This window comes from Aquimarina sp. ERC-38, from assembly GCF_026222555.1.
Lineage (GTDB): Bacteria > Bacteroidota > Bacteroidia > Flavobacteriales > Flavobacteriaceae > Aquimarina.
In genome coordinates, this window is sequence record NZ_CP098511.1 from 1,816,648 (window position 1) to 1,841,306 (window position 24,659).

Annotated in this window: 22 protein-coding genes and 1 pseudogene; 4 read left to right on the forward strand and 19 right to left on the reverse strand. The window is 32.8% G+C overall.

Translation table 11 applies throughout. The features are described from left to right. Positions 1–74: 74 nt before the first annotated feature. The 3 genes from NBT05_RS07620 to mscL form a co-directional block, all read right to left on the reverse strand. The gene (locus NBT05_RS07620) at positions 75–1,202 is read right to left on the reverse strand and encodes an adenylate/guanylate cyclase domain-containing protein (protein WP_265772894.1); all 1,128 of its coding nucleotides are present in this window, start codon (positions 1,200–1,202) and stop codon (positions 75–77) included. 124 nt (positions 1,203–1,326) lie between these two features. Further along, positions 1,327–2,769, reverse strand: a complete 1,443-nt coding sequence (locus tag NBT05_RS07625) for a BLUF domain-containing protein (protein ID WP_265772895.1) — start codon at positions 2,767–2,769, stop codon at positions 1,327–1,329. A 152-nt stretch (positions 2,770–2,921) separates the two neighbouring features. Further along, positions 2,922–3,368, reverse strand: coding sequence for a large conductance mechanosensitive channel protein MscL (gene mscL, locus NBT05_RS07630; RefSeq protein ID WP_265772896.1), 447 nt, complete (start codon positions 3,366–3,368; stop codon positions 2,922–2,924). 413 nt (positions 3,369–3,781) lie between these two features. On the opposite strand from mscL, the gene NBT05_RS07635 reads away from it, so the two are divergent. After that, positions 3,782–4,795, forward strand: a complete 1,014-nt coding sequence (locus NBT05_RS07635) for a helix-turn-helix domain-containing protein (protein WP_265772897.1) — start codon at positions 3,782–3,784, stop codon at positions 4,793–4,795. Between the two features lie 333 nt (positions 4,796–5,128). Here NBT05_RS07635 and NBT05_RS07640 read toward each other — a convergent pair whose 3' ends face one another. The 3 genes from NBT05_RS07640 to NBT05_RS07650 all read right to left on the reverse strand — a co-directional run bounded on the left by NBT05_RS07640 (position 5,129) and on the right by NBT05_RS07650 (position 6,741). Further along, positions 5,129–5,329 (reverse strand): hypothetical protein, encoded by a 201-nt coding sequence (locus NBT05_RS07640; protein WP_265772898.1) that lies wholly within the window; start codon positions 5,327–5,329, stop codon positions 5,129–5,131. 193 nt (positions 5,330–5,522) lie between these two features. Next, positions 5,523–5,831 (reverse strand): hypothetical protein, encoded by a 309-nt coding sequence (locus NBT05_RS07645; protein ID WP_265772899.1) that lies wholly within the window; start codon positions 5,829–5,831, stop codon positions 5,523–5,525. Between the two features lie 142 nt (positions 5,832–5,973). Beyond that, positions 5,974–6,741 (reverse strand): DUF481 domain-containing protein, encoded by a 768-nt coding sequence (locus NBT05_RS07650; protein ID WP_265772900.1) that lies wholly within the window; start codon positions 6,739–6,741, stop codon positions 5,974–5,976. A gap of 310 nt (positions 6,742–7,051) precedes the next feature. Between NBT05_RS07650 and NBT05_RS07655 the strand changes: the two genes are divergently transcribed. Further along, entirely contained in the window at positions 7,052–8,086 is a 1,035-nt protein-coding gene (locus tag NBT05_RS07655) for a potassium channel family protein (RefSeq protein ID WP_265772901.1), read from the forward strand. A 148-nt stretch (positions 8,087–8,234) separates the two neighbouring features. On the opposite strand, the gene NBT05_RS07660 is transcribed toward NBT05_RS07655, so the two are convergent. The 3 genes from NBT05_RS07660 to lysS form a co-directional block, all read right to left on the reverse strand. Continuing rightward, the gene (locus NBT05_RS07660) at positions 8,235–10,373 is read right to left on the reverse strand and encodes a catalase (RefSeq protein ID WP_265772902.1); all 2,139 of its coding nucleotides are present in this window, start codon (positions 10,371–10,373) and stop codon (positions 8,235–8,237) included. Between the two features lie 738 nt (positions 10,374–11,111). After that, a complete protein-coding gene (locus tag NBT05_RS07665; protein ID WP_265772903.1) occupies positions 11,112–11,360 on the reverse strand; it encodes a hypothetical protein in 249 nt (82 codons plus the stop codon). 282 nt (positions 11,361–11,642) lie between these two features. Beyond that, the gene (gene lysS, locus NBT05_RS07670; RefSeq protein WP_265772904.1) at positions 11,643–13,352 is read right to left on the reverse strand and encodes a lysine--tRNA ligase; all 1,710 of its coding nucleotides are present in this window, start codon (positions 13,350–13,352) and stop codon (positions 11,643–11,645) included. A 178-nt stretch (positions 13,353–13,530) separates the two neighbouring features. On the opposite strand from lysS, the gene NBT05_RS07675 reads away from it, so the two are divergent. Beyond that, positions 13,531–13,689 (forward strand): YqaE/Pmp3 family membrane protein, encoded by a 159-nt coding sequence (locus NBT05_RS07675; RefSeq protein ID WP_265773222.1) that lies wholly within the window; start codon positions 13,531–13,533, stop codon positions 13,687–13,689. A 29-nt stretch (positions 13,690–13,718) separates the two neighbouring features. Here the strand turns inward: NBT05_RS07675 and NBT05_RS07680 are convergent, their stop codons facing one another. Both NBT05_RS07680 and NBT05_RS07685 read right to left on the reverse strand, forming a co-directional pair. Next, a complete protein-coding gene (locus NBT05_RS07680; RefSeq protein ID WP_265772905.1) occupies positions 13,719–14,375 on the reverse strand; it encodes a CPBP family glutamic-type intramembrane protease in 657 nt (218 codons plus the stop codon). A 248-nt stretch (positions 14,376–14,623) separates the two neighbouring features. Next, positions 14,624–14,830: a hypothetical protein gene (locus NBT05_RS07685; protein WP_265772906.1), complete on the reverse strand. Its 207-nt coding sequence runs from the start codon at positions 14,828–14,830 to the stop codon at positions 14,624–14,626. 122 nt (positions 14,831–14,952) lie between these two features. On the opposite strand from NBT05_RS07685, the gene NBT05_RS07690 reads away from it, so the two are divergent. Then, positions 14,953–15,306 carry a helix-turn-helix domain-containing protein gene (locus NBT05_RS07690; protein ID WP_265772907.1) on the forward strand — a complete coding sequence of 118 codons (354 nt, stop codon included), beginning with the start codon at positions 14,953–14,955 and terminating at the stop codon, positions 15,304–15,306. Between the two features lie 20 nt (positions 15,307–15,326). On the opposite strand, the gene NBT05_RS07695 is transcribed toward NBT05_RS07690, so the two are convergent. The 8 genes and pseudogenes from NBT05_RS07695 to NBT05_RS07730 all read right to left on the reverse strand — a co-directional run bounded on the left by NBT05_RS07695 (position 15,327) and on the right by NBT05_RS07730 (position 24,597). Further along, positions 15,327–18,224, reverse strand: coding sequence for a DEAD/DEAH box helicase (locus tag NBT05_RS07695; RefSeq protein ID WP_265772908.1), 2,898 nt, complete (start codon positions 18,222–18,224; stop codon positions 15,327–15,329). A 293-nt stretch (positions 18,225–18,517) separates the two neighbouring features. Then, positions 18,518–18,964, reverse strand: a complete 447-nt coding sequence (locus tag NBT05_RS07700) for a DUF4844 domain-containing protein (protein WP_265772909.1) — start codon at positions 18,962–18,964, stop codon at positions 18,518–18,520. 560 nt (positions 18,965–19,524) lie between these two features. Beyond that, on the reverse strand, positions 19,525–19,959 hold the full coding sequence (locus NBT05_RS07705; protein ID WP_265772910.1) for a type II toxin-antitoxin system death-on-curing family toxin: 435 nt from the start codon (positions 19,957–19,959) through the stop codon (positions 19,525–19,527). Position 19,960: 1 nt separating this feature from the next. Continuing rightward, positions 19,961–20,962 (reverse strand): DNA-binding protein, encoded by a 1,002-nt coding sequence (locus NBT05_RS07710; RefSeq protein WP_265772911.1) that lies wholly within the window; start codon positions 20,960–20,962, stop codon positions 19,961–19,963. Positions 20,963–21,218: 256 nt separating this feature from the next. Then, the gene (locus NBT05_RS07715) at positions 21,219–21,773 is read right to left on the reverse strand and encodes a helix-turn-helix domain-containing protein (protein ID WP_265772912.1); all 555 of its coding nucleotides are present in this window, start codon (positions 21,771–21,773) and stop codon (positions 21,219–21,221) included. A 10-nt stretch (positions 21,774–21,783) separates the two neighbouring features. Continuing rightward, complete coding sequence (locus tag NBT05_RS07720) at positions 21,784–22,122, reverse strand: type II toxin-antitoxin system HigB family toxin (protein WP_265772913.1); 339 nt, start codon at positions 22,120–22,122, stop codon at positions 21,784–21,786. A 237-nt stretch (positions 22,123–22,359) separates the two neighbouring features. Then, positions 22,360–23,326 (reverse strand): annotated as a pseudogene (locus NBT05_RS07725) (Fic family protein). A 773-nt stretch (positions 23,327–24,099) separates the two neighbouring features. Further along, a complete protein-coding gene (locus NBT05_RS07730; RefSeq protein ID WP_265772914.1) occupies positions 24,100–24,597 on the reverse strand; it encodes a hypothetical protein in 498 nt (165 codons plus the stop codon). Positions 24,598–24,659 lie beyond the last annotated feature (62 nt).

Genomic DNA, 24,659 nt, shown 5'->3' on the forward strand with positions numbered 1-24,659 from the left:
GGTACTATGGTGCTATTTCATGGAATTTATAGGTATAAATTTTAGCTACTTGATAAGGAATATAGTATGGGATACTATATGGACCCTGAGGATTTAGATGAGATAATTTTCTTAGAACCTCTTGATAACTTAACCTTAGCAGGAGTAATACTATATAATACTACTTTTTCTTCTTTTCCTTTTAAACTAATATTGCCAATAGAAGTAGCGATAAACCTGGATTTCAGCTTTAAAAAGGCAAGTAAGTCTTCGGAAATGAGTAGAGACTGGTCGTAGAAATTACATTGTTCTTGTATCCTTGCTGTGGTATTGATCACATCGCCATGGAAAGCAATTTCCTTTTTAACCGAACCTACTTCGGTGGCAATTAACTTTCCGCCGTGTAATCCGGCTTTAAACTCCGGGAGTAACCCATATTGACGTAAATAATACTTTTTGCGTTTTAAAAGTCTTCGAATAAAGGCAAAGTAAACCCTGATACAATTTAATGATCGAATACCACTTTTAAACGGCCAATGTAAAACAGCTTCATCACCTACATATTGATAAACATTAGCATCATACTTTAACAATACCCGGTTCAGGTCATAAAACGAATCCTGGATAAATTCACTGTACTTAAAATGGCCTAATTGTTCTGCAATCGCCGTAGAGGATTTAAGGTCCAGAAACATAAAAATTTGTTGTTCTTCCCTGGGTTTTTGATACCGGCCCAGTAAAAGTTTAAAAAATACCCCGCTACCAAAGTTTTCGTTTGCTATTTTAATAAAGGAGAAGATAAGCGAAGCCAAAATAAAATATACAACGATTACCCAGAAAATTTTACTGGTTCGCCACCAGTCCCCCTGATGTATATAATTTAAGTCGAGCTCTTTTTTTAATAAACCAAAAACAAAGCTGGTCGACCATATTAAAACGACCATGTAAATTATGGATTTTTGCAGTAATACAAACCATAAAGCTAATCGTTTCGATAAAAAATTATCAAAAACAAAGTCTACAATTGCATAAAAAAAACCAATAATACTACCAAAGATAAACCCAATTCGCAGCCAATCCCAAATAGGGACCGCAGAATTATCCAGACCTTCTTCATCTCCTAATGCGTAGTACCTAATAACAATAAATATGCAAAAGGCTACTGTCCAGAATAATACGGTATTACCCAGGAGTTTTAAAAATTGTTTAATAGAATAGTTCAATCCGCTATATGGTTTTTGCTATAGCCTAATATAAAAAGTATTTTACAAACCATTATTTAAGATTAGGGGTAAATTTAAACCTAAGCTTAGTTGTAAGAATATCAAGTTGGTAGGTGCTTTGGTTTTAGATAGCTGCCAGTACCATATTTCTAATTTTGTCTCTGGACTCTTCGGTAGCGACATCGGTTTGTTTAAACTCATCCAGGGTTTTGATAAAACTTAATTTTTCAGTGCGCCCGTCGAGATTTACCATATATTCGTCATTAGACCTGGCAAACGCCATATTCCATTCGTTAAAATGCCGGTTTAACTTAATGCCTTTCCACAACGTTTCTACGTTACTATGCCGATGGTCTTTTTTCATACGTTGGTATAAGGCCAGTACTTCTACTTTAGGCCCTTCCAGAAGCTGTAAAAATTTATTGTCAAAATATACCAAACACCCAGTAATATTCAATTGATTATTAGTAATAATAGAAGTTTGTATAATGTCGTTAATATCCTTTTGCGTAACCGTCGGGACTACTTCTGACTCATAACTTAACTCAAACAATGTGGTGTTATTTTGTAAAGCGTTCTTATACTGGTTAGGAAGAATGCCGTATTGTTCGACAAATTTTTTAGAAAAATAACTACGATTGGATAGACCAATTTTATAACAAATTTCGGACATGGTCATATCCGTAGTTTCAATCAATTCTTTTGCATAAGAAAAACGAAGGTGCGTGATCAGGAGGTTTACCGAAGTGTTAAATAAGAACTTAGTGCCAATCTGTAATTTTTTAGGATTAATGCCCGTACTGCTACTTAAGCTTTCTACACTTATTTTTTGGTCAATATGAGCCCTGATATAATCCTTTATAGTAGCGATTTTAGATAATTCTATATCGGTAAGCCCGGTAAAAGATTTTTTACCGCCTAGATTTCTAATATAAGAATTCACCTGGGAGGCAAACATTTTTAATACGGAGCCTTCATTCATAATCCTACCAATCGTACCGCTATCATTCCGGATAATAGCTTCTGCTTGAGTTAATGTTTTTAAATCAATAGGTCCCAGGTAACGATAAGATTCCTCATAGGTTATTTTCGCCAATGCCTGGGCAACGTAATTCACCAGTTTTCTATCCGTATCAGAACCGGATTTTTTAATTTGATCATAGTCAAAAATTAAGGTGCAAATGTTGAGCTTTTCCTCCTTCGGAAAGATAATTTCTGACTCATCCGTAGGTGCCGTAAGAAAAATGGTGCTTTTATTTTTATCAACGATAGACAGCAAAGTTTCGGATAAAAACCTATGAAAATAATGTCCTTTTACTACGTATGAAAAGTAGTAAGAAGCCTTAGGAGTATGCTCCAGTACAAATTGAAAATCTTCTTTAAACATAAGATCATAAATCCTGACCTGAAAGCCTTTAAAGATGGTATAAGAACGGATATATCCGTCTGCATGTTCATTATTTATCTGTAAAGTGTGAACGCCATTATTCTCATAAAGTTCACCGTTTAACTGTTCGCGATAGGTAGTAAGATATTCTAAAGGAGTACTTTCTTTAATACGAAACATGTATATTATTAGTTGTCTATGGGTAAGGTTAGTAATATAGGTTGTGATTAATATACGAAAATAAGGTACGATTTTAATATTATAAAACCTGTTTTAAACACAATAAGGAATAAAACTAACACAATTAGGGAGTACAAAAATGATATTTTAAATTACCCTTTATTTTTTAAAAACCGATTCTGTTCTTCCAATAAATCTGCCACCCGGTCTAATAGTTCAATATCCTTTGGGGTCTTAACCGTTGTATCTTTAGGATCTTGGGCCTTAGTCTTCAAAGAATTCATGAATTTTACGACTAAAAAGACCACAAAACCAATAATAATGAAGTCCAGGCTCACTTCAATTAGCTTCCCATAGCTAATAGCAACTTCCGTAATTTCCGGATTTTGACCAGGTATAGAAGCTTCTCTTAAAATCCATTTTTTCTTTTCAAAAGTAAGGCCATCTGTCAATAGGGTTAACGGAGGTAAAAAAACTTCTTTTACAAGCACGTCTACTACTTTATTAAAAGAAGAACCTATAATAACTCCTATAGCAATTTCGATCATATTACCTTTTACGGCAAAGTCTTTAAATTCTTTAAATAATTTAAATGTCATTTTCTAACCCTTTGTTTCTTCAAAAATCAGATATTATCAGAAAAGGAAGTAATCCGTTAAAATTAATTTGTACACATATTCATAGGTGTAAAGAAGAATTAAGATAGCTCAGCACAAACTTTACAAGACAAGAAATTACAGTACACCCTTTAAAAAAGAAGATATGAATAGAATATTGGTTATATAAAAATATCCTATTCCGGTAGTTTATTAACCCATTTGAGGTTTTGGATAACATTAAAACTGTAAATGTTGACACTTCCGGGATTTTGCGAAATATATACCGAAAAATGTTATTTATTGATAGTAAGCCTTAGTAGCTTTGATTAATATAGAAAGTTAATAGTTTGAAATTCAATACTTACACTAAGTTGTTTTTTGTGCTATAACCATAACGGTAAAGTTTAAAAAATATGGAAGTAAATTTCAATAGCCTTAAGAATAAAATAGGAGGCACGGTTAAAGAAATAGAAGACGGAAAAGTATTTTATCTTAATCCGGCGATCGGTAAAGGTTTTATTGCCTATCATTATTTGCAACCGGGACTGGTTGCTTTTAATATTCAAATATCCCTAGATATAAGTACTACCTTACCTTTACAATTTATAAAAGAGGATTCTTTGCAATTTCTATTTTGTCAGGAAGGCTCAATACTATATACAGTTGCAGGAGAGACGCTAAGTCCGGTACAAATTGATCAGTATCAAACGGCAGTTTTACAACGTAAATCGGAGAATCCTGGGGAGATTACCGTAGCAGCAGATCAATCTGTTGTGATCAGGGTTATTGTAGTGGATAGAAGTGAATATTTTAAAAGCTTTTATAAAACCTCCGAGTTGATCGATCAGAATGTTCAGGATATCCTTAAGCATATCACAGATAAAAGTACGTATACCCAGGTAGGCAATTTTGATCTGTCCATTGGGGAACAATATAAGCAAATAGCAAAAACACACGAAGAAAATGAAGTCAGTGGTAGTTTGTCTCAAAAAGGTAGATACTACATTATTCTGGCAAAACATATTCAAAAATTTAGTAATGAAATGAAGGACTCCGGAAATGAAAGTGGATTAAACCAAAGTGAACTAAAACGAGTAATTGACCTTAGTAATCATATCAAAGAACAACCTGAAGCTTCTCATAACATAAGAATTCTATGTCAGTCTACCGGTTTATCCCCGGCTAAAATACAAGAAGGTTTTAAGTACTTATTTGATAACACGGTATCTAATTATGTTTGTGAAATTCGATTAGAAAAAGCAGAGGAATTAATTCGGTATTCGGATTTAACTGTTTCTGAGATTGTATACACCGTAGGTTTGACCAGTCGAAGCTACTTCTGTAAAATTTTTAAGAAAAAGTATAATTATAGTCCGAAGGATTATAGAAATCGAATCAAACAGCAATTATCAAATACAGCAGAATAGTTATTCACTAACTACTTTATTAATACATAGGACCTTACTTCTTGAAGTAAGGTTTTTTCATTTTATAGGAAAAAGTCAGTTTAATATTTAACAACTTTAGGCTCTAGTTTAAATTAGCGTTGTTATTAAAATAATGCTGAACATCCCTCTAAATCTCCCTTCAAAGGGAGACTTTTTTGCTCCCTTCCTTCGAAGGAAGGGTTGGGGAAGGATGTTTTTAATGATGCTAATTTTAAAATCTGATTATCAGTATTTTATGTAATAATATTAATATCGCTAACTTATACTAACAACGCTTATTAAACTAGAGCGTAACTTTATAATAGATTCAAATTAGTTTGACTTCATGTCGGAAACAACATCTCGTTTAAAATTCATCATATAGAAAAATAACCAACCGGTAAAATAACAAATTACATCCCAAAAATCACCGGTATAACGTTCATGTAGCGGGGGTAAGATTATTTCAAAATAAATAGCATAGCCAGAAGTTATTACTAATTGTAACAGAATTGGTAATTGAAAGTCGCTCATACTTTTTACTATACGAACCGTGGTTTGTATTATCCATAAAACTAATGGAATACATAATAAATCATTAAGGTAGTTGTTGATAAAAGGAGTTAAAGTTAGATTATTGATTTTTGCAAAGTATATAAGACTTCCGATAACTAGAAATACCGGGAAATATACTTTTTTTATCCAATAATATGCTCGAAATTGGTAATTATGCAGCCACATAAGTCAGTACAAAAGCTAAAAAAGAACCTACGGCAAGAACAATTACCCAGATAGAATAGAAGGCTTTGGCCGGATATCGAACCATTGGATTTTTATGAACCCTGGCGTTTTCAAAGAATTCCGTAATTTTATTAGGTTTTTCATTAGCCGCTTCCTGTTGTTTTGCAGCCAACTTCTGTTCTCTTTCTAGTTTTCTCTTAAGAATTGTATTAATTAATTTTCCGCAGTTTTTACAATAATCACGGTCAAGGTTTTCAGTAGTACAATAAGGACATCTTCGTATAACCTGATTCATAACGATATGAGATTAGTTATAAACTTAAACAGTTTTTACATCTTCCACTATTTCAATCCAAGTTTATATTGCTTCATTGACAATAAGATATGTTTAAATGATAGTAAAACTACCTGCGTTTTAAAAAGGCAAAAGACTATTTTTAAAGATTCAACGAAATACCAAAATTAATAACCGAAGAACGGTCGTCAGGGATATCTGAAGAAAAGTTAGTAAACGTATAGTTGTATAAAGCGGACAGACTGATCGTCTTCGAAATAGGCAGTTCGGACTTAAACTGACCTAAAATACGGTGATTGCTAAAGTCGCGGTATAAAGGCTGAAAATATAAGGTTCCGGTAAAACTTAGGTCAAAACGTTTTAAGGTTTGATTGATAGAGAGATAGGTGCTATTACGGTGATTATAGAATTTTTCTTCAATAGAATTTAGTTTTTCAACTTCGTACATATACGAATTGCCTATATACATATGCGTACGGTCTTTTTTTACAAATTCGTAACGCAATCCGGTGCCTAAAAGGCTTCGCTGTTCTATGGTAAGTTGGGTGTTATTCTGATACTGGATAAAAAGTTCATACCATAAAGAAGTAGCTATTTTTTGGTTAAACCGGGAATGTAAAAACAGCGAATTCTGAAAATCTTTTTCTTGAGCCCGAATCAAATTGTAATCAGATATCAAAAAGTATATAGAGTTGAAGTCCTTAGATTTGACCTGTGTGGCTATATTCCAGTTCAATTGAAGGATATAGTTATTATTATTCTCTGTATAATTAGCCAAAATGTCACTTTTTAATACAAACCGAATGGTATCCGTTTGCATTCTTTTGGACTCTACATTTACCAACTGTGCACTTATCTTTAAGCTATAGAGCAAACATGCGATAAGTATGTAAACTATCTTAAAATTCATATAGAAAAATGGCAAAGGTAATTGAACCTAAATTTTATTATGATCTCTTGTGCTAAAAGATGTGTCACAAACTTTACCTTCTTGTTTTTCTGCCTTTGAAGAATAGCTTAAGAATTAAGTATACCTATTTAATTTTAACTTTTAAAGTTTTAAAAGAACTTGCTTATGGTTTTTTAGCAACCTGATCTTAGATTTATAGTAATAACGATCAGTATTTACCGTATTCAGTCTAAAAGATTGTTAGGATTAGGTGTAATTGCGTTATTAGAGAAATAATAAAAATGATAGTATCGCGTATGATTTTAATTCAATGAACTACTTTTTATTTTTCTTAGGGTTACTAATATCTTTGTTTGTAGTGTACGACATGGTGTATACTATTCTATCACCAAAAGGTGCAGGATTTATTGCAGATTATACCTCTCGTAAACTTTGGCGTATGATCTTAATAAGTACCGGGAGCAATGCAAAGAAAAAAGCGCTTACCTTCGCTGGCCCTTGTATTATTTTACTTATCGTTTTGTTGTGGGTACACCTGCTTTGGTTAGGTAATACCTTGATTGTCTATGCGTGTCCGGAAGCTATATTTTCTTCTCAAAAAGATCAGTATGTCACCGGGTTTTTTGAAAGTACTTATTTTGTAGGCTATGTACTATCTTCTATGGGGAATGGAGATTATACTCCGGGGAGTGATGCATGGATGTGGTATACCGGATTTATATCTTTTACCGGGGTCATTTTTATAAGTCTGGGAATATCCTTTCTACTTCCGATTATTGAAGCAGTTACCTTAAAACAGAAGGTAAGCCTTCAAATCTTTATGCTGGGTCAAAATCCTAAGGAGATTCTTGACGCTTATAAAGGTAATGACTGCACCTATTTAATTTCCGAATTAAAAGAATTGGAACCCGCAGTTATAAAATTGGGTCAATATCATTTGGCATATCCGGTTATCCATTATTTTCATTCTACTCATACTTTTGAATCACTACCTTTTAACCTGGTAGTGCTTGATGAAGTAGTGACCATGTTGCTTTCTAATACGGATCTGTTATCTGCAAAAGATGTATTTCGTCTAAAAAAAGTGCGTAAAGCAATGACCTACTATCTTTCAACATTAAATAATGCTTTTATTCGTCCAGGAGATGACGAACCTGTAAGACCCAATAAAGGTAGCCTGACTGAAGAAGTGGTAGCTGACCTGGATACGGATTACTACCATCAGGAAACTAATATATACCGAAGAAAGATTCTACTAGCTTACCTGCAAAACGATGGTTGGACTTGGAAAGATATGATGTTTAATCAGGAAGAAATCGAATTAAGAGTAAAACAAAGTTCTTAAACTATTTTAGGTGGGATGTTTGTGAATTATACTTTTCCAATATGAAAAATTATATGATAAAACAAGACGTAAATAAATTAAAAGCATCCTTCTGAAAGATTTATATCAAAAGGATGCTTCTTATAGCTTACAGCTGACTTAACCTATGTTAAACCGCAATTTTTTCAGCGGACGGCATTCGGTCCCAATTACGGTGTTGTGCAATCGCTTTACAAAAGGCTTCGCTGTCTTTATTGATAAAAATAGCTTTATCTTTACTTACATCTTGTTCCTTTAAATCAGCTAGTAACTGCTCTCCTTCGTTTGCTACGGCAATGGCTTTACAATGTTTATACGCTTCTTTTACAAATTTGCTGAATTTTGCTTTAGACAATAAAGTCTCAACGGATTTTTTACCTCCGGGAATAAAAACCGCATCAAACAATACGCTTTCCGTCGTCATAATTGCAGCGTTTACTTCGTGTTCCATATTTTGGTCGCAAGTAACCGTGCCCCCGTGCGGTGCTATTATTTTTATGAGTCCTCCCTGATCTTTTACCGTTTTTTCTACCTTTTCAAAATCAGACATGCTAAAACCATCCGCCACTAATACAGCTACCTGTCGGGTCTCTATGGTATCGAAAACCGTATGATCTTGGCTTAACTTTTTAGAAGCTTCCAAATATACTTTCTTTTCTTTAGGTTGGTGTTTTGATACCTCTGCATCTGCTCCGATGGCCTGATTTAAAGGTTTTTCAACCGTATCTGGTATGTCCATTCCCAGGTTATCTGCTACTTTAGCCGCCATATCCTTATCAATCTTACTGATAATATAAAGCATTCGGCTTTTAATAGCCTGGATTTCACATTTGCCTAGTTCAAAAGAATAAGCACTAATTACATGTTCTTTTTCCCAGGGAGCCAAACTACGATAGAACAAGGCAGGTTGGGAGAAATGATCGGCAAAACTCTCACTACGATTACGTATTTTATGCGCATCTATTTTTTCTTGATAGGATTCAAACCCGCCATCTTCGACTTTACTAAGATATGGACATCCGCCCCCGATGGTATTAGGGAAATAAGCCGTTCTTCCTTTATGAATCTCCATTTGCATATGCCCGTCACGTTGATTATTGTATACAGGTGCGACCGGACGATTTATTGGGATTTGATGAAAATTATGACTTCCTAACCGGGATAATTGTGTGTCCCGGTAAGAAAACAAACGGCCTTGTAGCAAAGGATCGTTTGTAAAATCGATTCCAGGAACAATATTACCAGGTAAAAAGGCTACCTGCTCGGTTTCAGCAAAGAAGTTTTCCGGGTTTCGGTTCAGCACCATTTTTCCGATGATTTCTACCGGTACCATTTCTTCCGGAATTAATTTGGTAGCATCCAGCAGGTCAAAATCAAATTTATGTTCATCTTCTTCTGCAACTACCTGAATTCCCAGTTCCCATTCCGGATAACTTCCAGTATCGATAGCATTCCATAAATCCCGTCTATGAAAATCAGAATCGGCACCGCTGATTTTAACCGCCTCATCCCAGGTCACGGAGTGTACGCCTAACTTTGGTTTCCAGTGGAATTTAACAAAGTGTGCCTTTCCTTCTTTATTAATCAACCGAAAGGTGTGGATACCAAATCCTTCCATCATCCGGTAACTCCTGGGTAATCCCCGATCACTCATCACCCAGATATGATTATGCATGGTCTCGGTAGTTAAAGAAACAAAGTCATAAAAAGTGTCATGAGCAGAGGCAGCTTGTGGTATCTCACGATGCGGTTCCGGTTTTACCGAATGGATCAAATCCGGAAACTTCATAGCATCCTGAATAAAGAAAACCGGCATGTTGTTCCCCACCAGATCCCAGTTTCCTTCTTCGGTATAAAATTTAACGGCAAATCCCCGGACATCCCTGGCTAAATCTGTGGAGCCTTTGGATCCGGCAACGGTAGAAAAACGGGTAAATACCGGAGTTTTTCTGGACGTGTCAGTAAATATACCTGCTTTTGAATACTGTTCGATACTTTTATACAACTCAAAGTAGCCGTGTGCTGCACTTCCCCGGGCGTGTACAATACGTTCCGGTATACGTTCATGGTCAAAATTGTGGATTTTCTCCCTTAGTAAAAAATCTTCTAATAAGGTAGGTCCACGTTCTCCCGCTTTTAAAGAGTTATTCGTATCATTAACTTTTAACCCCTGTCGGGTAGTCAGAGGTTTATCCGTATAGTCAATTTCGTAGTTTTCTAACTGCTTTGATTTTTCTGAATCATTAGGGTTCTTTACGTCTTTATCCATGATTTGTGAATTAATTCTTATGTTGTTTTAGGGTTCTTTGTTAACCCGTAGTGCATTTAAAAAATTATAATTATAAAATCCAATAATTCGAGCCCCTCAAATAAAGGAAGAAGTGTACTTCATTTACGTTTATTAGAACTATTGAGTCTTTCGACCAGGCTCAAGACAATAAGGATTTTAGTCAAAAAAGCTATTCTCGATATCCTCGATCAAGTTAAGGACAGGCTATTTTTTCTTCATTTTATTACGAAAAAACACTCGAACTGACGCTTTTTTTCCTACATGTACTAAAGGTTTTATTAATAAATCGACAGGTAATTACTTTGTAGTTATACTAAGTACAAATTCAAAAAACCTATTGTTATTGTAAATTAAGTAATGCCAAAAAAGAAGAAGAATGCAATTACACTTTATCTGAGTGTTTTTCGATTGGGTTCTAAAATTTAAGGGATAAAACCAATTCTACCTATAGCGTATGAGATAGCGAAAAGATATGATACATTTCTAAAAGTGATAAAAATATTCTTCTAATAAGAGCCTGTTTCTTTCCTGCTGTTTTAGATATGCTATTTTTAGAAGCAATTATTTCAGAACTCTTTTTAGAGAAAGAGCAGGGGAGAGGTTTTTTAAAACAATAAGGGGGATGTCAATGATAGCTGTATCCCATAAAAAAAAGTACTACTTGTTATGAATAAAACAAGTAGTACTTTTTTAAAGATATATTTTAAGTAGATACCTCTACGCCATTGCGTTTTGAGGGGCCCAGTGCGAACATAACATTCCTGGTGCCGCTTTTTGCGGATTTGCACAATCACTGGTTTCATATCTTACACAAGTTACACAGTTGCGGTCATCTTTTAAAGATAGTTTCATATCAAAACTATCACAGGTATAACTGCTACTTACTTTTACTCCGTGTACTCTACAAGTACTATTTTCGTTTAAATTCTCACAGTTTTCACAACTGTTTCCTAATCGTATAGCCATAATTTTTCTTTTTAATGTTTACTTAAAGATAAGGCGTATAGTTTTTGGAATGAATTTAAATAGCTGTCAGCAAGTAGTTTGTATTTAGATTGTTTTAAAATAGGAATATGATTAATATACTTCGGTATTGAATTAATATTACAGGTATCTTAAGAAAATAGTAATCTAAAGGCTGAAGGAGTACTGTTAATTTTCTTATTTAATGTAAAACATATTTGCTCCCTTTTTTAGAAGGGAGGGTTGGAGTAGGATGTCTATTTGAATTGAAACACCCATCTCTAACTATTCCCCTAAAGAAACCCAAAGCACCTCTTCTTCTTTTACTACCTGTGCAAGACCGGATTTGGTTAAAGCTTTAATACTTTTATCCCAGGCTTTGTTACTTAGTGCTGATTGAGATTTTAAATCGGCAAGCTGTGTTTTTTCTTCTTTTTCCAGAAGTTCATAAACCGCTTTGGCATTATCATTAAGCGCTTCAATTAGTGCGGCTTTAGCATTTTGAACTTCTGGGCGCATTTGCGGGAAGAATAACACTTCCTGGATAGATTGGTTATTTGTTAAATACATGATCAACCGGTCCATCCCAATTCCCATTCCTGAAGTAGGTGGCATTCCGTATTCTAATGCGCGTACAAAGTCCATATCGATAAACATGGCTTCGTCATCCCCTTTTTCGCTTAACTTCAACTGATCTTCAAAACGTTCTAATTGATCGATAGGATCATTTAACTCCGAATAGGCATTGGCAATCTCTTTACCGCACACCATTAATTCAAAACGCTCTGTCAGCTCGGGGTTATCCCGGTGTTCTTTACACAGCGGACTCATTTCTTTTGGGTAATCCGTAATAAACGTGGGTTGGATGTAATTACCTTCACATTTTTCTCCGAAGATTTCATCAATTAGCTTTCCTTTTCCCATAGAAGCATCTACGGGGATATTCATCTCCTGCGCTGCTTTTCGTATTTCATCTTCACTTTTATCAGTAATGTCAAAACCGGTAAAATCTTTGATGGATTGAGCCATGGTCACCCGTTTATAGGGGGCTTTAAAGTCAATCTGATGTTCGCCAAACGTAGCAATACTGGTACCATTTACGGCAATGGCGCAATGTTCTAATAATTGCTCGCAAAATTCCATCATCCAGTTGTAATCTTTATAAGCTACGTAAATTTCCATAGCTGTAAACTCCGGGTTATGGGTACGGTCCATCCCTTCATTCCTGAAGTTTTTAGAAAATTCATACACCCCGTCAAAACCGCCAACAATCAATCGTTTTAAATACAACTCATTGGCAATACGCATATACAAGGGGATGTCCAGGCTATTATGGTGTGTGATAAAAGGCCTTGCTGCTGCACCTCCGGGAATGGGTTGCAAGATGGGGGTTTCTACTTCAAAATAATCTCGCTGGTTAAAAAAGTCACGCATCGCATTAAAAAGCTTAGTACGTTTTACAAATACTTCTTTTACGTGCGGATTAACCACCAGATCAGCATATCGTTGACGATATCGTAATTCCGGGTCGTTAAATTCGTCATATACATTGCCCTCTTGATCTACTTTAGGTAGGGGGAGAGGTCGTAGTGCTTTACTTAACAGAGTAAAATTTTTAACCATTACTGTTTGTTCCCCTACCTGGGTGGTAAACAATTCTCCTTCAATTCCCACAAAATCGCCAATGTCCAGTAATTTTTTATAGACTTCGTTATAGAGCACCTTATCTTCTCCCGGACAAATTTCATCCCGGTTAAAATATACCTGAATACGTCCTTTGGCGTCCTGTAGTTCTGCAAAAGAAGCTTTCCCTTGTATCCTTCGGGACATGAGTCTTCCGGCAATACGAACTTTTCTATTTTCGGTAAATTCTTCTTTAATAGTGTCCGACGTATGGTCAATTTCGTATAAATCAGCGGGATAAGGGTTGATCCCCAAATCTCTTAATGATTTTAATTTTTCTCTACGTACCAGTTCTTGTTCGGACAGTTGCATGGGTGATTCATTTTAAACCCGTAAAGATACAAAGTATGAGGATTAGAAATAAGAGATTGTTTATCGTATTTACTAAGAAAATAGAATGCAAAAAGTAACAAAAACTAAAGTCATTCGTCTTATTTTTAGCATCCGTAAAAAACCAGAGGATGCAAGTATTCATCATAATCAAAGAAGAATGAGTTTTTGGAGAGTTGTTTTAGCTATCTTTTTTCCGCCTCTGGCGGTATTAGGTAAAGGTTGCGGATCTTTACTAATTGTATTATTACTTACTCTTTGTGGCTGGGTACCCGGGGTTATTGCTGCGTTGGTTATTTTAAATAATCCGGAGAGGTAGGTAGTAAGGTTTCTTAGAAACCCGATTTTTTAATTAGATATATATAATTCCGAAAAATGTTTAATAGCCATAAAGAAGACGGCAATTACATTTGTTAATGCATGGAAGTAGACCGCCCATTTAAAACCAAGTTTTAATCGTAGGTAACCTGCAAAGACCCCAAAAATAAAATGGTGAGCGATAAGAAGCGGAAATAAAATTATATGTATTAACTCTATATTTTTATAATTACTAAAGTGTAGAATTGCAAATAAAATTGAAGTAGCGTATAATAATTTTTTGACACTAACTGAAATATATATGTCTTTAAATAAATAAGTGTAGCTAAGATACGATAACAATAATAATAATAGTAATATTGGAATATAGCCTATAAATTTAAAAGGTAATTCGTTTATAAACGGAAGATAATCAGATGGGTCAGATAATATTGTAAATATGAATAGTAAAATTAAGGAAATTGAAACAATATAGTTGAGTTTACTCTTTTGTAATAGTAATCTAAAAGCTAATTCTTCTACAAAAGGAACCAAAGTCATCATAAGCCCCCACATTTTTAATCGTTCTAAAGTAGTTTTATTGTTCTCTAAGGCAGTATAAATATCATAATTAATAATGGCAGAGAGAAAAGAAGTAAAAAAAATAAAACCAAACGCTACTAAAAAATTAATTAATACAAAATGCAATAGTATTTTTTTTTTTGAAATGGAAGGTAAAGTTTTTAGATTAAAAACAATGTTAAAATAAAATAGCATAAGTTTGATCAATACTTGAGTTTCTTAGTAAGAATAGAAAAGCTATCTCAAAGATATAGTAAATTATATAATTTAGAAGATAAGTCAATTTAATTCGCGCAAAGTAATATTTTTCATTTCTTTAAAATCTAAGTTAATTAAGTACTAAGTATATTGAGATAGCTCATCTAACAGATTTATTAACCGAAAATTCTATTGAAAGTGTCTGCTACTGTACGTCCTGCTGCGGTTACACCATCCCACATTGCTTCTGCAGTCTTCAATCCAAATTCATTAATTGCGTCCCTCAAATCTGGATGTAAGAGAGGACCAGTCATTAAACCACCATGTGTATTATTTAACTCGTTTGAAGATAAGGATTGCTGTTTAAAATCATCCAATTTCATAATAAAAGTTTTAAAAAATTAGTAAAATATTTATGTAACAATAATATGGGAAATTTCTCTTATTTACAATAACTATTTCAATATTTTCATTACTTTTAATAAAAATTTTATAAGTTTTAGTTATGATGGAAGTTTTAGATCGAATTAAAGAAATCAGAAAACACAAAGGATATTCACATGAATATATTGCCAATGAATTAAACATTAGTCAGGTAGCTTATAGTAAGTTGGAAAAAAATGAAACCAAACTAACGGTTGAACGCCTTTATCAGTTATCTGAAATTTCAGAAACTCCTATCGAAGATTTTTTAAGTTCAAAAGGTAAAAATACTATTAATCAAAATTTGTATGATAGTTCTACAGGATATGTTGAAAACCTCTATCAGGAAAACAAAGAAAAAACAAATAAAATCATTGAACTTTATGAAGCCAGACTAGCAGATAAAGATCGTTTAATTGACCAACTTTCTATATAAAGCGACTATTGAATAAGGGTTTAACTCAACAATTCCTCCAACTCAGCAGTAACATACTCCGGGATACTGTTTACGTCAATAATATTTTCGGATAACTGTTTTTTGTTTTCTTGTAGTTTTAAAATCTTTTCTTCAATACTGTTTTTAGTAATAAACCGGGTAACGAGTACATTGTTTGTTTGTCCGATCCGATGTGCCCTTGCAATCGCCTGTTGTTCCGCAAAAGGGTTCCACCATGGGTCTAATAATAGTACATACGAGGCTTCAGTAAGGTTTAATCCAACTCCTCCCGCCTTTAGCGAAATAAAAAAGAACCGGATGTCTTTTTTTTCCTGGAAATCTGCTACAATTTGTTCTCGTTTTTTGGCAGGGGTTTGTCCGGTCAGGCTGGTATACCTTGTATTTTGCTGATCACACCAATTCTGATAAATTTCTAAATGCGATACAAACGAACTAAATACCAAGGCTTTTTTATCAGCTTTGTTCAACGTTGTAAGAAATTCGATGATATCTATAAACTTTCCTGAACCTTCGGTAGCACTACTATTGGCTAATACCGGATGATTGGCAATCTGCCGAAGCTTCATCAACGTATTCAGAATTTTAATTTTATTTTTTGGGTTTTGATCTAAGGAAAGTAATGCATTTCGAGCAGCCGATTTTTCGGTTTCGTAATAGTTCTCCTGTTTTGGGAGCATTTCTGTAAAAATAACTTGTTCAGAAAGTTTAGGTAAATCCTTAGCTACCTGTTCTTTAGTTCTACGTAAAATAAAAGGGTCTACTAATAATTTTAATTCTTTAATACGCTCTGTATCTTGCTCTTTTTCAATAGGAATTTTAAATTGTTCTTTAAAAAAGCGAAAACTACCTAGCATCCCGGGATTGATAAATTGCATTTGCGACCAAAGGTCAGACAAAGAATTTTCAATCGGTGTACCGCTTAACGAAATTTTATGAGCTGTCCGTACCTGGTTAATTGCTTGAAAAATTTTAGACTCTTTATTTTTAATCTGTTGGCTTTCATCAAGAACTAAGTATTGAAATTCAAATTTTAGAAAGGTGTTCAAATCCCGGTTTAAAATTGAATAGGTAGTTAAAATGACGTCGTAGGTATTTAAATAAGATTTTAATTCCTTACGTTTTGTTCCGGTGAATAAAGCGATGGCAAAATGAGGCGCAAACTTTTGAATCTCGTTAGCCCAGTTGAAAACCAAAGAAGAGGGGAGAACGATCAGAGCGTTTAAATACGTCTTTACTTCCAGCGGATCACTAAATAAGTCAAATTGAATTTTATCTTGGACGACATTTGAAGTCGGAAGATTTTCTTTGGCGTAAACTAGCATCGCAATGGTTTGCAAAGTTTTACCTAAGCCCATATCATCTGCCAGGCAAGCCCCCAAAGCATTTTGATAATGCTGTATCAACCAGGTAACTCCTTCATGTTGATACGGCCGTAAATCTGCTTTTAGTAATTTCGAAGGTTGATAATCAGTAAGGTCGTGTTTCTGAATATCCAAGACTTCCGGCGTGGTAATGTTTTCTAAAAGGGTGTAGTTACTTTTACTTACCGTAAAGCGTTCCCCTTTTTGTTTTCCGTAAGTAGCCATGGCTTTATAGGTTTGCATCCAGGGTAACGGAATAATAAAAACGGTTTCTTTATCAATAGGAAAGTGACGGTTATTATCCCTAATAAAGGGGATAAATTTGTAGAATGGAATCTGATGATGTCCTACGCTTACGATTCCTTTAATATCAAACCAGTCTTTTTCTGCGGTGGTATTTATATGAAGTTCCGGAGTAGCTAATAGTATTTCTTTACCGTCAATAACTGGTAATTCAACGTCAAACTGATGTTCTTTTAAAAATCGTCTATGACTTTTCACCCAACTTAACATGCCATAAGGATCAGTATCCATAGGAAATTCTAAAAACAGACTGGCATTTAACTGAAAGCCCTGGTCAATTAAAAATTGTACGATTTCTTTTTCTTTGGTCCTATTTCGTTGTACCTGCCGAATGGTAATTTTATTGGTATGATCTACTTCAATGGTAGAAGCGGTGGTTTTACTCCAGTGATATTCAAAAATTTGGTGGTTATATTCAAAAAGTACGGTAGCGACATAACCATCCTGTTTAAAGTTATCCGTAATTTTTAACGTATATGCACTTATTTGGTTTTCAATGATAATATCAAATCCTTCCGTTTGAATTTCTATATTTTTAAGTAATGGAATGATAATTTTTTCCAAATAGCTTTTACAATGTTTCTCGGGGATGTTGATTTGTTCTTTAGTGAAAAAGGGAATTAGCTTGTTGGCATTGAGATGTGGCACGCTACATAACCGACCGTTCATCAGCAAGTAGGAGGGAGTGTTTAATAAAATAATAATTACCTGATCTTTAGGAAGATAATTTTTCTTACCTTCTCGCAAGGTAAATGCATAATTAATTCCATTGGTAGTTTTAGTAAACTGAAGGATAGGTTCTAAAAGTGTTAGTTTGGTCTGAATCCGGGTAGTTTCTAAATATATATTTCTTTCCGCACCAAAACATAAGGGAAATTCATTTTTTGTAATTGTTTTATAAAAAGAAGTAAGCTTTCTAATAATAAAATTTAAGATGACTTCTTTCGTCCGGGTATCCAGAAATAAGGCAATCAATGGCGTCTTTTTCCTGGATTTTTTAGGCTGAAAGCGTTTTCCTAAAGCTATTGGATGTAATTGATTGCAAAGATTTAACAATTGTTCATGATCCGTGTTTTGATATTCAACTCCTGAATAGGAAAGGATGGTTTCGGTGATTTGTTTTTCAATATATTGTAATTGCTCGTTTTTTGTTGAAACTAAAAAGGCTACCGGTAAAGGTGGAACTCCCGGAATTTTTTGTTCAACCAGGTGGTAGCAAATAATGTTTTCCATTCCCTTAAAATAATTCTTTTTGTGCTTTTCGATGAATTACAAAGCTAATTAAATACGATGTATTCTATGTCTAAAAAAAGATGTCTACTACAGTGGATACGCCTATTTTTAAGCTTTTTTCTTTAAGGGATAGGGATTAATAAAGTAGAATTTGTCATTCACTTATTTACCCGTATTACTAAAAGTCTTTGTTCTTCTATTGTCAATTAATAATTTGTAGACTTTTTTGGGTTGTTTATTAGTTAGTGTAAAATGCGTTTTAGTGGATTTTTATGTAAAGTTAGTATCAGTTTTTACTTCTTCTTTATTATTTCATTAGGGTCAAATCCATACATAAATTTATTTAATTGTCCATTCGAACTTTCCAACTCGACAATATCCATTAATTCCTCAAAATATGTACAAATTCTTTCCCGGTCTTCGCTGTCCAATTCCATATAAACGTCGGCAAATCTTGAAAGTCCGATTTTAATTTGTTCTTGGTATTTTTTGTTAGTCGGATTTTCAGATTCTGCAACATTTTTAAAGTCAGAAGCAGCATTGTTGATTTTCTTTGTGAAAATTGGTCGCATTTTTTCGTCAGCAATACCAGGATAGTAATTTTCCGCTATAAATTTTTTCTTTGCGATAAATTCTGTAAATTTTTCATTCGCGTTTTCGGGTGTTTTCATTTCAATCGCTTTTTGTCCGCAAGCAGCTAGGGTTAAAAATAGAACTAAAATTTTAATGTATTTGGTCATTTCCGAAATTGGTAGTAAGGTTTTTATATAGAAACGTAGGGTAGGTGATAAGCATTTTCGTTTTATTACTTGGCTAAATATAAATTTTTTCCTTCTATAAATTTCAAATTTTATATTTAGCGATATCGCGGATAAGTCCAAAATTTTTCAAACAATTTCAAACCTCTCTATATTTATTATACAACGTTGTGACCAGTATTTTATATATGGTTTTATTTTGTTCTACTTGTTTTATAAATATATTTTGCGCTACATCTTTTTTTAAATCTCTACTTGGTGATACTATCATTTGATAGTATCAAAAATAATATCTTTAAATTTGTAAATACAGGATAATCTGTTGTTTATTGTTATTTACAACGTTAAGTAAAAGAACCTACAGGGCAGGAGATAAGCACTTTCATTTCGGATTGATACTAAATCAAATATGTCTTTTTACATTTATATTTTTTGCAAATGCCAAATTTTATAGTTGGCGACTTTGTAAATAAACACAGTCCTTTTGGCAAGCCTAAACCGCCCTATGTTTTTTTGTACAGCATTATGTGCAGGCTTTTGCGCTATTCTCTTGTTTTAGCCACTATTATTCTTAGTTTTAATTCGTAGCTAAAATCTTCTTCATATATAATAGAAGCAATGATTTCTTTAAGTAAGTCTCTATCAATAATATTATCAGCAACATCCACAGCAATATTTTCAGTTGATGAAATGAATTTAGATACAAGATGGTCTAGTCCATTAATTTCCAAGAAATATGCGCTTAGTGCAATAGAAGACCTTTTGTTTCCGTCATTAAATGCGTGATTCTTGTTTATTGAATAAAATAAATAAGCAACTTTATCTTCCAATTCAGGATAATAGTCGTCGTTTTGAACGAAATCTAAGGTAGCATGAAGTTGTCCTAAATCTTTTGCTCCAGTCAATCCACCTGAATGTTCAATTATATAATCGTGTTCTCTGACTGCGTATTCAAAATCGAAATACATAAATGCCATACTATCGATTTTTAAGGCGTTTAAAAACATCAATATTTTCGTCGATTCTTTCTTCTAGTGCCTTACTTTTATCTCCTAAAAATCGTTCAAAGTCAGATTGCGCTACGGTATTGATATAATTTTTTAAGCTATCGTGAAATACTTTTCTAAATCCATAATCTCGACTTGCCATTTTTATTCTTGCATCTTCAATTAAGGGCTTGAATAATGGATGTTCTGAAAATTGAAATAGAAGTAAGTCCATTTCTGATTTTGTCAATTTTCTACCAAGAGACTCATATTTCTCTTTCATTTCGTGAGCGAGACCAGTCTCGAAAGAGGCTATGAGTTTTAAAACTTCTGAATACATTGTATCTCTTGCATTCTCCTTTTCACTTATATTGAGTATTTTTTTATATTCTACAGCATTTTCTTTGAATATACATTCGTAAATTTTACTTGTATAAATGGCATACTTGAAGTTTCCTAAATCTAGGTATGTGCTTAAAGCTTGAGTGAATTCTTTTCTATAATGTGGCTCTTTAAGAATAGCATTTAAAAAATCTTCGTCTCTTTGGTTTATATATTTGGTTGAACCTCCAGCTTTTTCATTTAGAGTATCAATTACGATATCAAGAATTTTACTTCTCAATGCTTTGGCCATTTCACTTTCAACCAATAACATTCCCAAGTTTAGAAATGACCTGAAATTGAATACCCCCAGTTGAGATGTTTTATTAGAAAGATTTATGATATGTCCAAAATCTGTTTTGAATTCTTTTAGATTTTTACCTTTCAAAACAATATAGCCATTGTGCTTAAGCTCCTTTTCATGATTCTCAAGATATCTGTCAATTGTGGCTATATCAATTTGATAGAATTCAGATATTTGTTGTTTAGTATATTTATATTCTTCTTGAAATAGTATTCCAGGAATACCAAAGTAATCCCTTAGATTGCTTAATACTAGAGGATTGTTTAAGATATTCTGTCTGTCTATATTTGAAGAAATTAAATCTTTCATTTACGCAAATTTTGTTGATAACTTTTTATATGCTTACCGCACTTATGCGGGGAGGATGTTAATAACCTAGAAAATGTTTATAAATCCGATTTACAAAATACATTAATTCAGACCGTAAGCTTACATTAGTTTTTTCTATGATACTTTGATAAATACACAATGTTTTTCCAGCTTGCGCATAACGGCTCTCGTATGTTACGTTTGCTTGCCAAAGGCGACATATGCAATATATCAATTGTAGCAGTAGTAATTTATACTATTGCCAAGTCGTTTTACTTAATTTTAATTTTGGATTATTAAGTTTTTTAATAGTTGTTCTAATTTTTATCCTGTCAGATTGCGGTAAGAAAGTCGGAACTAAATCGGTCAAGTCAATTTTTAAAAGTCGATTGATTACGATCAAATCTTTTAAGGAGAAAGGACTCACGCCATTCATAAGCTCAGAGATATAAGATTTATTTCGATGTCCTAAAATTTCTCCGAATTCTTGTTGTGTTAAATTTAGGCTCTTTAATTTTTTTCGGATCAACTCTTTTCTCCGTTGAATAAATAAACGCTCCTTTTCTGCAATTAATTCTGCAATGTCACTTTCGCGTAGTTTTTTATCAGATATTTTTGAGTTAGCACTCCAGTTTTGTTTTTCATAACTTTCAATCAAATCTCTCAATTTTTTTCTAATAGATTTAAATTTTGGATTTTCCTTAGAGAGAATACGTAATTTTCTGTCTGCAATTAATGCTCTTTCAAAATCCAGTTCGTCTTGGATCTTTCCTGCCTCAATCAGTTGTGATATGTCAAATTGTGTTTTCATAATTTCATTTTTAAATCCAATTGTTAGACTTTAACCACTTTTTTATAGTATTTCTATTATTCTTAAAAATAGTTTCATATTCTTGATGTGTTCCAGCCCATACAACAGTAGCTTCACTATCACTAAACTCAATCATAATCATCGTTCTGTGGATATTGATATTAAAGAAGTAAAATCCGTCGCTATGTATTTTGTCAGCATCGGTTCTTGTTTTGTTTAATTCAGTTTGGTCTTTCCAATCATTCCCATTAATATCCTTAATAAGCTTATCAATAGCGTTAGCTAAAGAGACATTTCCTTTATTCTTCCTTTTTAGTTTCTCTAGTATTTTCTTATTGGTAAGTCTCACTTATTATCACTAATATATAAAAAAGTTCGGATAATAACCGAACTTATATAATTTTCAATTATTGCTAACGTTCAGCATAAGAAACTACAGGGCAGGAGATAAGCACTTTCATTTCTGATTGATACTAAATCAAGTATATCTATATTGCTCTTATCCATTTTAACGTAAGATTTAAATTTTTTGACATCGTAGATAAGTCCAAAATTTTTTAAACGATTTCAAACCTCTCTATATTTATTATACAACGTTGTGACCAGTAATTTTATATATGGTTTTATTTTTTTCTCCTTGTTTTGCGAATATATTTAGCGCAACACCTTTTTTTAAATCTCTACTAGCTGTTGATGAAGAAATATTTTTAAAAGTATTCATATATACTTTTCGAGTAAATTCTTTCTATATTTAAAGAAATGAAGTAATTAAGTCTTTGTTTTATATCCTAATTTCTATTATTAAAGTTAAGTAATTCTGATAAAGATGTATTTATAACACTAAGCATATACTCAATAAATAACGTAGACTTACCAGCCTTGTCACAGTCAGCTAAAGCTTTATAATATTTATCTTGATCTTTACTTATTAAAGTTTCGAATGGAATATATTCGAAAACAGGGTATTTAGTCATTAAGATTAATGTTTGCCACAATCTTCCCATTCTTCCGTTACCATCAAGGAAAGGATGTATAAACTCCATTTCGTAATGAAATACACAACTTTTAATTAATTCAATTTCATCACTCTTTAGGTATTGAAATAGATCTTTCATTAAAAAAGGTACATTTTCATAAGGAGGAGCTAAGTGTTCTACTTTTGAACCCTTCACTATACTAACTCCCTGTTCTCGGTATTTTCCTGCATCTATAACTAAACCGTTCATCAAATTTTTATGAGCATCTAAAAAAGAACTTTCATTAGTAGGATTATAGTTTTGGATGAGTTCATATGTTTTTAAAGCATTTAGAACTTCTTTGATATCTTTTTCCGGACCTAAAACTCTCTTGTTTTCGAGTATTGCTGTTATCTGCTCCTCAGATAAAGTATTTCCTTCTATTTTTAAAGAAGAATGAATAGTTCGAATCCTATTTTGTTTTTTCAGGGTAGGAGATGGTTTATCAAGGAAATGAGCATTTATTTCTCCTAATTTTTCTGAAATACTACTTATTAATTTTAGAATTAGTGGAGTAATATCATAAGGTGGTTTCATAGTGATACTATCATTTGATAGTATTAAAAATAATATCTTTAAATTTATAAATACAGGATAATCTGTTGTTTATTATTGTTTACAGCGTTCAGCAGAAGAACCTATAGGGCAGGAGATAAGCACTTTCATTTCAGATTAATACTAAAACTGATATATTTATTTGTAGTTGACTATTTTAAAATGAATGTCAAATATCAAAATTGGTAACATTGTAGATAAGCCTCGAATTTTTAAATAATCTTAAATCTTTCTATGTTTTATAGAGTGTTACCACAGGTTATTTTTTGAGGGTAAGTTTATCAAGCACGTTTTTCTTTACTTCTTTCAATAAAGTCTTTATCTAATTGCTCCATTTCTAAACTTTACTCCTTCTTATCTACAATTAACGTAACTCCATTAGGTTCTTTTACATATCCTACATCGTCAATTTTTATAGTATTTATTAACTCTATCTCCTAAAACATAATTTTCTATTGAATTAGTTAGCTTATTATGTTCTATATTCACTAATTTCTTTTCTACATAGTAAAATTAAGAATCTTGTTTGCTAAAAAGAATTTTTAAGATGTGGCAACGATTAGAATAAATGTCTGCACATTTAGAAAGTTAGCGACTTCAATAAAATACAAGGCATTACACTTTTAGTATTTTTAAATTATCTATTAAAATAATTAAATTTGTAATGCTGACTTCATACATACAAAATCACTTTTGCTCTAAAACATTATAAAGCAATGCGTTTACATGTTGTTAACAATTGCTTTGTATAAAATTTATTCCATAGTTTTTCGTGTCAATGTATAATACAAAACATCCTCTTTAAATTTTACAAAATAAGACTCACTCCAAAAATATTCAGAATCGCTTTTACTGCAAATGGAGAAATATCCCAAGTCGTCTCTATAATAAATATTATCTATCTTATAACTACTTTCAATAGTAATTTTTGAAATAATTTTGTTTAAAAAATCCTCTGATAATAATAAGTCACAAATATTAGAAAAGTTGTTTCCCTTTATCTCTATATTTTTTTCAAAATTTAAATTTTTAGGTTTTGTAAGTGCAAGGCGATCTCGTTTTATTAAATTGAGAAAGTGGTAAGAGTCAGGTATTAGAAGCATTAAACCGTGGTAGTCTAATTTTTTGTAGAATTGGGATTCTTTTTTCTTCTTTTTAAGATCTATTAAAAGACTATCAGCATGAACATAATCTTGACCCAGTAAATCAGTAAAACTAAATACTAATAAAACAAAAAATAATATACTTTTCATATCTACAATATTTTACAATAATCTGTATTAAAGTTCAACAATACTAATAGTTTATATCACTT